The sequence below is a fragment of the Desulfovibrio sp. MES5 genome, assembly GCF_002237645.1.
In the GTDB taxonomy this organism is placed as follows: Bacteria; Desulfobacterota; Desulfovibrionia; order Desulfovibrionales; family Desulfovibrionaceae; genus Desulfovibrio.
Genome location: NZ_MJUZ01000051.1, coordinates 73,618 through 85,296, shown reverse-complemented (window position 1 = coordinate 85,296; position 11,679 = coordinate 73,618). Strand labels below are relative to the sequence as shown.

11 protein-coding genes and 1 pseudogene are annotated in these 11,679 nt (G+C 46.8%); 9 read left to right on the top strand and 3 right to left on the bottom strand.

All coding sequences use genetic code 11. The features are described 5' to 3' along the window. The first annotated feature begins 47 nt into the window (after window positions 1-47). From BCS36_RS13560 to BCS36_RS13525, 8 genes are all read left to right on the top strand, one after another. Window positions 48-1,538, top strand: coding sequence for a DUF4125 family protein (locus BCS36_RS13560; protein ID WP_291303375.1), 1,491 nt, complete (start codon window positions 48-50; stop codon window positions 1,536-1,538). A 392-nt stretch (window positions 1,539-1,930) separates the two neighbouring features. After that, complete coding sequence (locus BCS36_RS13555; protein WP_179979768.1) at window positions 1,931-3,169, top strand: site-specific integrase; 1,239 nt, start codon at window positions 1,931-1,933, stop codon at window positions 3,167-3,169. A gap of 318 nt (window positions 3,170-3,487) precedes the next feature. Beyond that, window positions 3,488-3,715: a hypothetical protein gene (locus BCS36_RS13550; protein ID WP_179979767.1), complete on the top strand. Its 228-nt coding sequence runs from the start codon at window positions 3,488-3,490 to the stop codon at window positions 3,713-3,715. A gap of 208 nt (window positions 3,716-3,923) precedes the next feature. After that, window positions 3,924-4,385 carry a hypothetical protein gene (locus tag BCS36_RS13545; protein ID WP_179979766.1) on the top strand — a complete coding sequence of 154 codons (462 nt, stop codon included), beginning with the start codon at window positions 3,924-3,926 and terminating at the stop codon, window positions 4,383-4,385. A gap of 62 nt (window positions 4,386-4,447) precedes the next feature. Beyond that, on the top strand, window positions 4,448-6,076 hold the full coding sequence (locus BCS36_RS13540) for a DUF3987 domain-containing protein (RefSeq protein ID WP_291303374.1): 1,629 nt from the start codon (window positions 4,448-4,450) through the stop codon (window positions 6,074-6,076). A 507-nt stretch (window positions 6,077-6,583) separates the two neighbouring features. Further along, window positions 6,584-7,252, top strand: a complete 669-nt coding sequence (locus tag BCS36_RS13535) for an inovirus-type Gp2 protein (RefSeq protein ID WP_291303373.1) — start codon at window positions 6,584-6,586, stop codon at window positions 7,250-7,252. A gap of 206 nt (window positions 7,253-7,458) precedes the next feature. Beyond that, window positions 7,459-8,331 (top strand): ParB/RepB/Spo0J family partition protein, encoded by an 873-nt coding sequence (locus BCS36_RS13530; protein WP_291303372.1) that lies wholly within the window; start codon window positions 7,459-7,461, stop codon window positions 8,329-8,331. Between the two features lie 122 nt (window positions 8,332-8,453). Beyond that, complete coding sequence (locus BCS36_RS13525) at window positions 8,454-8,735, top strand: hypothetical protein (RefSeq protein ID WP_291303371.1); 282 nt, start codon at window positions 8,454-8,456, stop codon at window positions 8,733-8,735. A 185-nt stretch (window positions 8,736-8,920) separates the two neighbouring features. On the opposite strand, the pseudogene BCS36_RS13520 reads toward BCS36_RS13525, so the two are convergent. After that, a pseudogene (locus tag BCS36_RS13520) lies at window positions 8,921-9,244 on the bottom strand (integrase core domain-containing protein); the annotation flags it as partial. Between the two features lie 88 nt (window positions 9,245-9,332). Here BCS36_RS13520 and BCS36_RS13515 point away from each other — a divergent pair. After that, a complete protein-coding gene (locus BCS36_RS13515) occupies window positions 9,333-10,622 on the top strand; it encodes an IS110 family transposase (RefSeq protein ID WP_291303370.1) in 1,290 nt (429 codons plus the stop codon). A 156-nt stretch (window positions 10,623-10,778) separates the two neighbouring features. Here the strand turns inward: BCS36_RS13515 and BCS36_RS13510 are convergent, their stop codons facing one another. Continuing rightward, window positions 10,779-11,306 (bottom strand): IS3 family transposase, encoded by a 528-nt coding sequence (locus BCS36_RS13510; protein WP_291303369.1) that lies wholly within the window; start codon window positions 11,304-11,306, stop codon window positions 10,779-10,781. Between the two features lie 74 nt (window positions 11,307-11,380). After that, a complete protein-coding gene (locus BCS36_RS13505) occupies window positions 11,381-11,647 on the bottom strand; it encodes a transposase (RefSeq protein ID WP_022657345.1) in 267 nt (88 codons plus the stop codon). Between the last annotated feature and the right edge of the window lie 32 nt (window positions 11,648-11,679).

Genomic DNA, 11,679 nt, shown 5'->3' with positions numbered 1-11,679 from the left:
CGCCAGGCAGGCCTTTTCATGATGAAAGGCCGTACAAGGAGACAAGCATGGATGGCAACAGGCATTGGAATGAAGAGTTGCAGGCCGCACTGGAGCTTCTGGCGCAAGGCCGCCCTGAAGACAGCACTGCCAAGCTGCGCACCCTGCTGCGCTCCTGCGAAAATTCGCCCCTGCACAGGGGCATGGTATTGGAAGCCATGGCCCGTGCCCTGTTTGCGCAACGGCAAGGGGGCGAAGCCTTGGCGGCCCTTGAAGAAAGCCTTGCCCTGCTGGGCACAGCCGCCGGGCCGTCTTCGCCTCTGACCCTGGGCGTTATGCAGAATCTGGCCCACCTTCGGCTGGAGCTGGGGGATATGGAAGGAAGCGCTGCCTTGGGCCAGGAAGCCGTCAAGGCCTGCAAAGCGGCTTTTGGCGAGAGGTCGCCGCGCGTGGCCAGCGCGCTTTTGCATCTTTCTGCGGCGTATTACCGCAAAAAGGATTGGCATACCGCCGAAGAGCTCCTTTTGCAGGCCAAGGGCATATGGGAAGAGCTTGCCCGCGCGTCAGGCGTGCCCGATCAGCAGCTGGGAACGTGCCTGAACAATCTCGGGCGTCTCTATGAGGAGCGTGGCCTGACGGATCAGGGCATTGCCCTGCACCGGCAGGCTGTGGCCCTGCGGCAGAGTATTTTGGGCGACCACGAAGACACGGCTTTTTCATTGGGCAACCTGGGAGTGGCGCTGGCTTCTGCCGGTCAGTGGGATGAGGCTGTCAGCACGCTGGAGGCCGCCGTGGCCTGCTATGCCCGCCTGGGCAAGGGCTCTGGCCCGGAGGCAGAAAGCTACAGGAAAAATCTTGATCTGTGCCGCCGTGCCCTGCCAGGGCAGACCGCGCCGGAGCAAGTCGGAGCTGGCCAGATCGGGGCAGGGCAGATTGTGCCGGAGCAAGTCGGGACAGGGCAGATTGGGGCAGGACAAACCGGGGAGCCGGTCGGCCTGGCTGAGCCGGATGACCGCGCGGCTCTGCTGGCCGAGATCATTGAAAGAGAGCTTGTCATGTTTCTGGCTACGCCCAATGAGGGCGGCCCCGCCTCGTGCCAGCAGAGGCCCGACAGTTTCAGGCTCATGCGGCGCATGGCGCACGAGCCCCTGAGCCGGGCCACGCTTGCCTCGTATCTGGAAGACCTGCGCCATGCTGAAGCCGTGGGGCGCAATGTCATGATTGAAAAATACGCCCGCATGGATAACCGCCTGCCGCCGCTGAAAGACAGCCCCCTGCTTGACGCAATTGCCGATGCTGAAGCCGCCTTCATGCGCGAGGCTTCCGCCAGATATCCTCATGTCATAGTCTCTGACGGCAGTGCGGCCTTTAAAAATTATCTGCGTTGTGAACTGGAAACCCTATCGCCCGCCACTCTGGAACTGTACGCGCAGGATCTGGAGCGCGCCCGACGTGAGGGCCGTAATACTGCGATGGAGCGGTATTCCTGCCTTGCCCGCCTGTTGGGCAAGGGCAGTCTGGAAGACTTTGAAAAGGCCTCTCAGGCCACCAGCCGCTGATTGCACAAACCGAGCATAAAGGGCCGGAGGCCGCTGACATACAGCGCTTTTCGCCAGGAGAAAAGGCCGTGTTCCCGCAAGGGGATGCGGCTTCTTTCTTGGGCGCGAGCCACAAAAAAAGAGGCTTACGAAGATTTTTCGTAAGCCTCGGCGATTTCGTGGAGCCCTTGAGCAGGATTGAACTGCTGACCTCATCCTTACCAAGGATAAAATTATAACTTTGAGATACTTCATGATGTGTAATCGTTCATCATAAATTTAACAATAATGTCTTGCTATAACAAGTGTCTTGCTAGTAAATTTTTCATCACTCATCACCACTCCGCATGACATTTGAAATAAGAAAGCGGGGCTATAGCGGGGCTAAAATTTAGACAGGTAGGATCTTAAATATGGCTGAGGCCACTAAGAGTAATCATCCTGGGGTTAGGTATAGAGACAGTAAAACTCGTAAAAATGGAATCAAACCGGATCGTTATTTTTTTATCCGCTACAAACTTAATGGCAAAGATAAGGAAGAAGGGGTTGGTTGGGCCTCTGAAAAAGTATCCGCAGCCACTGCGGCGGGGCTACTCGCCATCATCAAAAACAATATCAAAACTGGTAAGCGACCACAGTCCTTGGCTGACATGCGACAGATGGAAAACGAAGCCCGCCAAGCCGAAGAACTTGAAGCACAGGCTGCTCACCGCACCCATATCACGCTAGCTGAATTTTGGGATTCCGATTACTTGCCTTCGTGCGTTGGAAAACATCCCAGAACCATTGCCTTTGAAAAAAGTATGGCTGGTAAGTGGATTTTCCCCATTATCGGATCGATTTCTTTACAGAAAATCACGACTAACATGGTGGAAGATGTCATATTGAAGGCCACAGAACAAGGTAAAAGCCCAGCCACTATGGCCAAAATCCTTGGAATCATTTCACAGGTCTGGAATCATGCCGCATCTCGAGGTCTCGTTTCTGGGAATTCTCCAACGAAACGGGTAAAGCTTCCCAAGAAAGACAATCGACGAATGCGTTTCCTTACGCCTGATGAGGCATGTGCATTGCTGAGCGCACTGCGTGGTCGTTCTCTTGATATGCACGATATGGCGCTGCTTTCTCTTTTTTGCGGTCTACGTGCTGGGGAAGTGCATGCTCTTACGTGGTCTGATATCGATTTTATTAACGGCACCATTTATATAAGAGACACAAAAAATAATAAAAATCGTCACGCATTTATGGGCGAAGAAGTGCGCAGAATGCTGATAGGTAGACTTCCTGAATCAGAAAGAAAACTACAGTATGTCTTTCCTGGTAAGGATGGTCTTGTGCGTAAATGGGTCTCAGATACGTTTGAACGTACAGTACGAGACTTAGGCCTCAACAACTCAGGAGAATTACGACCTCTAGCCGATGGAACACAAGTTCCTATTGAAATTTCTGACTCCCGCCAGAGAGTAGTCTTTCACAGCCTTCGCCATACGTTTGCTTCATGGTTGGTGCAAAAGGGTACGCCTCTTTATACCGTTGCTAAGCTAATGGGACATAGCACGTTGGAAATGACCGAGAGGTATAGTCATCTTGCTCCTGATACGCTTCAAAGAGCAGCATTAAGCTTAGAAGGCGTGTTACCTCAATCAGAATGACCCCTTTTCAAAAAAGTTGCCAAAAAGCCGTCGGATGCCGACGGCTTTTTTTTTGCTCGCCCCTGAACACACACTCGCCGCAAAAAATACAAAAAAAATTTAAGAAAAAATTAAGAATAGTCATTTTAAAAATTGAATAATTGTAGCCTGTTAGCTTTCTGAATTTTTGAATTTTGAATAGTATTTTTTTAAGATTAATCAATAATATCATTAAGTTGTAGACAAATTTTTTACAGGCTATATGTTAGCCGCAAGAGCAAGTAGCGCTCTGCATCATAAATTTTGATCGTATTGGGCGATTATGAGGAGGTAATTTCGATGGGAGAAAAAGCAGTAGAAAATTTTTGGAAGGAACTTGAGGGCGCGCTTCCACCGATCTTTGCGCGCCGTGACGTGCCCAAATATTGCGGGACGTTGATTACGCCTGGCGGGTTGGCCAATTTGGATTCAAAGGGGCAAGGGCCAAGTGGAAAAATTAGGATTGGCAAATATGCTGGCTACGAAAGAACCGCATTCATAGCTTGGCTTCGCAGTCGTGTGCGTTAATTTTGCTCCTAAGAGAGGGCCGCAGGAGTGCGATTGTCTATTTGGGGTATGGGATCAAACTTTGAAGTAAATGAGGGTGAAATGTTAGTAAAATGAACTAATGCTAGTTAGTTTTCGTAGGAATTATTGATTAATTTAAAATATTGATGGGCTGAATATGCACTGTTTATCAGTAGTATCAGTCAATATCTAAAAAAAGGTGACTATTATGCTTGATATCTGCAGTCTCGTAAATGGAAGCTCTTCTCCGGATGTAATGTCATCTCCCAACGATATAGGGGTAAGCGATTTCAATGAGATTAGTAGCAATGCACAGGTCACCCGTGCATGCGAAAAAACCGGCAATAATTGCGTGGGAGTTAAGCGAAGTCGGCGTACCGCTCAACAAATGGAAGAGTTAAAAACAAAAATAGCAGAGGACCATAATGCTGGTGTGCCATTCGCCGCAGTAATGCATAAATATAACCTTCGCAAGGATTTTCTAATAAAAATCTATTTTTCTCTACAAATGGAAGGGCAACTGTGCGAGGTGTCACAAAAATACGAAGTTATAAATACACCTCAGGAACTAAAAAAAGTCATGAACAAGTTTGGCATAGCCAATTCTGAGTATCTTCGTGTTGAGCCGGATGTTCAGAATGGAAAGATCATCGTTATGGAATACAAATAATTTATTTGAGCAGCGAGTGGCAAGAAATTGCCACTCGAGCTCGAATATATAAGGAGAAATATATGTCCACAGGAAGAAAGGCATTGCCGTGGCTGCAGGAGATAACCATGGCAAATCATGCGTATGAGGAGCTTGAGCGATTTCAGAGCAATAAGGACAATTTTGAACTTCAAAATTATCTCAAGGATTGCCAATATGAATTTAGTGCTAAGTGTCACCCATTCTCTTTATCAAGCTTGCCTGGGCGTCTCTCTCATAATTTATCAATTCCAAACGAAATTTATTCTTGTGTGACATACATTAGCCACTCTGATCTACATGTGCCGCCAGATGCAGCTGTAACTGCATTGCTTACATGCGCAAGCATTGCATTAAGGGGAGCGGTGTCAGTTTTTGTAAGAGAAGGCTGGGTTGAACCTTCACCCATTATGTCCGTGATGATTGGTGACTCAGGTGCTCGTAAGAGCGGTTTCTTTAGTATACTATATAAACCATTTGAATGTTTTGAAAAAAGTAAGGCTCCATCGGAAAGAGAATTGATGATGGCCAATGAAATCCGCCGTATCAGCAATAAACATCTAAGTTGTTTCGAGGGGAAAATCACTCGAAATACTGTTAAGGAGCTTGTCGGAGAAAATCCAATGTATATTGTCGACAAGATGCTGGAATCTTCCAAAGAATTAGCTCTTCAAAGCGCTGAGCTCAGAGAAAAAACGGCGGAAATGTGCAGGCCAGCCCCGAAAGTTGTAATAGATTCTGGCACACCGGTAGCTTTGCTAGAGTGTGTAAGGGATAATGGGGGGTGTATTGGGGTAGTTAGTCCTGAACCTAGTGTCTTTCGGGATCTCGTGCTCAGTCCAAACGCAAATTTAGATATTATTTTGCGTGGTTATACCCAAGAACCTTATACTCGCTTGGGCAGGGATCAAATACACCTGAAGCAACCCGCACTTCCTATGCTGCTGGCGTCGCAGTATAGCGTTGCAGCAGAGGTTTATGGCAATAAACATCTTAATGACATCGGTTTGACCCCACGGATCAGCCCTTTCTTTCTTCATGAGCATCACGAGCGTGTTCCATCTATGTTCAAATCAATTAAGCTTTATGATGCTGTTATGATACGATTGCTTAGTATGTACTACACGCAAAATTCGTCACCGCAACGGTATGTAATAAATGTCGAAGCTGATGCGTCAAAGTTAATCCAAGATTTTGAAGAGGAGATTAAATTTGATATTATACAAGACATGCACGGTTCGGTTACTGCGAGCTTAAAAAAGATGCATGGCTTAGCTGTGAGATTCGCATGTGCCTTCCATGCCTTACTCCACGACATTCCACACGAAGCAAGCATTAATGCTTACGAAATGAGCATAGGGATTAGTGTTGCCAGAAATCTTATAAATCATTTTCAATTTGCACATGACCCAAGGGGATTGCCCGCCTATCCTATTGCTAAGCAAATTTTAGATAACATCTTATCACGACGGGAAGACAAAAGGCACAAGATCGGACAAGTCTGGGATGTCGAAAACATAAGAAGCCGCCTAGGGCTGAGCGCTGTAGCTGCTACTAATGCTTTAAAACTTCTGGAGGCGTGTAATTGGATACTCTTTCATGATGATGGTTCAAAAAATCCAAAATTTGTTCTTCATCTTGATGCATTTGAAAGATATAGCCAAGAGCGATAATGAAAGAGTTTATGGAAAAAAATGGCTCTAAGTACATGTTTTTATGGCTCATACAGGCGTCAGGGAGTGCTTCCTGGCGCCATTTCATGTACTTAGTTACTCAAATTTACCATAAACTCTGTCATTATGTTTAATGGCAATGGGTAACGTATAGTTAGAGTCATGTATCTATGAATCCGTGGCAAATGATTTGAAATGTTTTTGAGAGACTCTGTTTATTTCTTTATCTTTTGTATTTTATTTGAAGTAGAACTTTATCGCAAATATACTATGTGTAAATGGTCAGCAACTTTTAGAAGTAAGATTATTCATACTCCGTGTAGTGCGTATTTGGCTATCCCGGTTTTAGTAGTGTCTTAATAATAATCATAAAAAAGCTATTTGCTACAAATGATACGTGCATTCTGTAGAATAAATTATAAACACGATGTTTATTGCCAGTGGTATGTTTATTAGCCATAAAAGTAATAACTATGACAGAGTAAAAGTAAGCCAAGGGAGATGGTCATGGCAAAAGACACCACTTCTAGGAATAAATACAGAGGCTACACAATTAACAATGGTCAAGATGGTAACCTCCATTGTCATATAAAAACATTAGACCAGATCATAGGCACGGTTGAACACATGACAGCAGAGCACTCAAGGGTGTTGTCAGTACGCCTTGATATTCAGAACACAGCAACTGGTCGTATCGGGAACAATGGACAAGAGATTGACTATACACTCGACAGTAAGGACATGACCAGGATTATTGAAAGTGCAACACGTACTCTAAACTCAAAATCAAAAGATGGGAAAAATGATCCCGATGTGCACTGGGTCTGGACTACAGAAAGGACCTCGCCAGATGACAAGCCACACTTTCATGTAAATGCGTTTGTCAACGGCAATGCAATTCAAAACGGCTATTCCGTTAAAGAAGCTGTGAGTAGGGCAGTCAAAAACAAACTGCAAAACGCAAATAACACTCCCAATGAAAGCTATGAGGGATTGGTTAATTTTTCTGGGAGCAATGGAGCCAAAGGCAAGCTCATAGAGCGCAATTCACCTGAGGCCGAAGATCAGATCAATGATGTAATCTTTGCTGGTAGCTATTTGGCTAAAGTCCGCACCAAGGAATTCAACCCCAAAGGATCAAGGGTATCCTCATGCACAAGGATTCCTCGAAAATGATGACGCGAGATGCGGAGGTAGTGGCATCCTCGAGACCTCTCGAATAAGCCTTTATGTTCGCAGGACATCGGGGTCCTGGTTTGTGTTGACTTTTTTTGTCAATCATCCCTACGCTAATGAAAAGGCCTGCTCGCAGACTTTATTGGTTGTTTTGGTGACTTCGGAGTTCCGAAGTGTGAAATAGTCAAAAAATACGAGGTGTTGCTGTGTCTATTGATCCGCCCAAGGTGTCGACAAGTGCTCAATCTGTCCCACAGAACCCTGTGGGTGTTAGCTCAAAGATCGAGATGCTCAAGATATCAGAGATATTGCCTGATAGTAATCAGCCCCGGCGCTATTTTGATAAACAGCAACTTGAAGAGTTGAAAGGCTCTATTAGTGCTAATGGAATTATTACTCCGATTCTATACCGGGTTGATGGCGATAAAAAAGTAATAGTCTCGGGTGAGCGCAGATACAAGGCGGCATTAGAACTTGGTCTTGAAGAATTGCCAGCTCAGTTGGTATCTGGAAATTACAGGGTAATTGCTCTGACCGAGAATTTGCAGCGCAACTCTCTCCTGCCCATGGAAGAAGCACGAGCTATCCAAGACATCATCAATGCATCTGGTTTAGCTCAACAAGACGTTGCAGTTCAATTGGGCAAGGCAGAAAGTACCATCTCTGAGATACTCAAGCTCAATAGTCTCCCATCTGGCATACAAGAAGCGGCTATTACGAGTCCCCTTTGGTCGCGCAATAAGCTGCTTAAACTTTCAAAATTGAAAGATGATAAGCAGCAAGCTGAATTCAAAAAGATGCTAGAGGCCATAGAAAAGAAGGAAGCAGCAAAAAAACCGCTAGATTCTAGTTCTGATGACGCAGGGCAGAAGCCTACTGCCCAACCGACAAATAAGATTCCAAAAATAGACCGCAGATTGACCGCTTTCAAAGGTCACATCCAAAAGTTGCGCGATAGAATCAAGAAAGATGTAGAAAAGATAACGGATGCACGTTTTAGAGACGGCATTGAAAAGGAGATACGAGCTCTACTGGATGAAGTCTCTGCCTATCAGAAAGGCAAATCCGAAGAGAATTAACTGTTTCACTCGAAATATTTGAGGGTGTTGCTTTAATGGCAACACCCTTTTTTTATTTTATTATCTGCTTATTGTATGCATTCCCACACCAACCCTTATCAGCCCAACAGGCAGGAGAATACATGCAACAATACTGGCAACGCAATTTTGAGCGTTCTGAAAGACTAATAAACCATGGCATCGGCACAGAAGCATTTTTTAGATCCATTGAACAGGAATTGCCGCCCGTGGTCTCAAGAGCAGAGCTAGCGAAGGCTACAGGAGGGTTGATCTCAGCAAAAACGCTGTCCAACGAAGACGCTTTGCACAAAGGTCCCGCAGAGCGCGTACGAGCAGGATCAAAGATTGGCTACACCCGCGCCTCAGCCATGGCGTATATTCGGAAAAAGTTTCAACTATTATGACAAATTTGAGGTGATTATGTACGGTTTTACCCCACGCAGTGCCAATCAGCCTGCTTCTGACAAGCAACTTTGCTATGCCTATGACCTCGCGGAGCGGCAGGACCTAGACGCTGAAGCACTTTGTTCTATACACTTCAGTAAAGAATTTGCTGAGATGACAGCAAATGAGGCCAGCCAGCTTGACCTTACCCCACTGCGCATACCACTTGTAAGTTAGTGGTTCCCACTGGGTTGCAGGTTATATTCTTTTCACGGAACTCTTCCGGCGTCAGCCAGCCCAATGAGCTGTGCGGTCGCTGCTGGTTGTAATCCTGCCGCCAGGCTTCAACTGTCCTGCGGGCATCGTGCAGGGACAGAAACACGTTCTGATTTAAACACTCATCCCGGAATTTTCCGTTAAAGCTTTCAATGTGCCCATTATCTGTGGGCTTCCCCGGACGAGAGAACTCAATCTGCACACCATGCTCAAAAGCCCATGTATCCAGGGCCTTACCGCTAAATTCCGGCCCATAGTACCACCGGAACATTAAGTAGCAGGTCACCGTCGTCATCAGTATCCTTAACGATATCACCATATCCAAAAGGAGAATGACAACGATGACCTCACGTCAAAATAACAAAAATGAACTGATTTTGGTAGCCATCGATGTGGCGAAGCACAGCCATGAAGTCCTTATCCTGTGGCCTGATGGTCACCAGAAAGGATACCGGGTGGCGAATTCATTTGAAGACTTTGCAAAACTGACCGCGCTTCTTAAAAGCCAAGGCGTCCCTGTCCGTGCGGCTTTAGAGCCGACAGCTGACTATCACCGCTGCATAGCGAACTGGCTGTTACAGCATGGAGTAGATGTACATCTGGTCTCGTCGCTTGCATGTTCCAGGGTGCGGGAGGCGTTATTCAATTCGTGGGATAAAAATGACCGTAAAGACGCAAAAGTAATTCTGTACCTGCTGGAACAGGGCGTAAGCGAACCTTTTCATGATCCATTGCTACAAGGTTTCATGCATTTACAGGAGATTTCAAATACATATCACCAAATAGGCTTGGCCAGGACGCGCTGTCAGCATAGCCTGATTAATCATTATTTGCCGTTGTTCTTCCCGGAGTTTGAAAAATACTTTCACAGCAGTCGGACCGAATGGTTTTGTCGCTTTTTGGAAAAATTTCCAACACCGTTATGTATCACCAGTATTTCCAAAGAAGATTTTCTAACGCAGGCTTGGAATTTAGTTGGTCGGAAGGTGGCGAAGGAGAGGTTTCTTGAGGAAGTTTACGAGCTGGCTCAAAAAAGCGTTGGGTTGCCGATTATGGAAAACTGTCCGGAGCTGTATGGGTTTCGTATCCAGTTGCAGCGGCATTTACAGCTCACGGCCCAACGTAACGACCTAGAGAAACTGTCAATTGGGATACTTACAAACAATCCCGACTATCACCGTCTACAAACAATTCCAGGAATCGGTCCGATTCTGGCACTAATAATATTGGCTGAGAGTGGAGACCTGCGGCGGTTTGCTCATCATCGGCAGTATCTTTCTTTTTGTGGATTTAATCTCTCTGGAAGCCAAAGCGGTCAATCCAAAAGCCGCTATCGCATCAGCAAGAGGGGTAATGCAAGATTGAGATATGCATTTTGGCTCGCCGCAACTGTGGCAATCAGGCAACGTGAAAATTCATTTCGTCGTAAATACGAAACTTACATCGCTCAGGACAGAAATAATGCAGACTTGAAACGTAAGGCATATTGCGCCATTGCAATCAAGGTAGCCAGAGTAGCTCATTCCTTGATAAAAAACGCAATGGACTACCGAGGATATCATGACATCGAAATTCCTGGCGGCAGGACCTGCTCAATGGGCCGTTGGACTCTTTCGGGACAAATACCCTGACTGAGATCTCGTAGATAATGCTCGGGCCTGCTCGCCGGGTTACACATGCTCTGTTAAGTTTTGTTGGGCCGTCACGGACCTATGTCACTATGGTAAGCAGGTATCCCAAGCAGAGCGAGCACCGCCGGACAGATGTTTTTTGCACTCAGAGGGTGCTCAAAAAGCACCTACTGGATACTTTTGCCTGACGCAGTGAGTTGACTTAGTAGGTAGTACGTTATCAACCTTGATTCGCTGTGGCAACCGACCTTGAAGGCGTAGTCTTTCAAGGACGCGCACAACTCGTACTCCAGGCAACGACATATCCACTTCGAGTGCGGGGCTTGAACGATCCCACAGATCGGCAATTGTCAAAATCCGGATGCGTCGCCCACCCATAAGGGAGTCGCTTACGAAATCCATCGCCCATTGTTCATCTGGGCCAGCAGGGCCAGCCTGGACAATACGGGCATGGCTTGGACGCTTCACTCGCTTGCGGGTACGCAGTGAAAGGTTTTCTTCCTGGTAAATCCTTTCTGTCCGCTTATGGTTCTGCACCAGCTCTTCCCGACGCAATAATTCGTGCAAGCGCGGAGAACCGAAACGCCGCCTGTCATTTGCCAGTTCCAGCATCCGAGTCCGCAAAAGAAGATCACGGTCCTCAGATGGTGGCCGTCTGGCTGAACAGCGATTAAACTGAATCACTCGGCAAGCCCGCCGCTCTGAGTAGCCATGCGCAGTCTGAATGTGATGCACGGCTTCCCTGTTGGCTGCGGGCCTCAAAAGTTTTTTGAGATCACGTCCTTCAGGACGACGATATCAAGCGCTTGTTCGCCCACAAGTCTTTTCAGCCGGGCGTTCTCTTCCTCCAACTGGCGCAAACGCTTGGCGTCAGAGATGTTCATCCCACCGAACTTGCTGCGCCATTTGTAAAAGGTCGCATCCGAAATGCCATGCTGACGGCAAAGATCGACAACGCGAACGCCAGCCTCGGCTTGCCGCAATATCCCAATAATCTGTTCTTCGGTGAATCTGCTACGTTTCATTCTTGTGCTCCTATGCCAGGAACACTAACTTT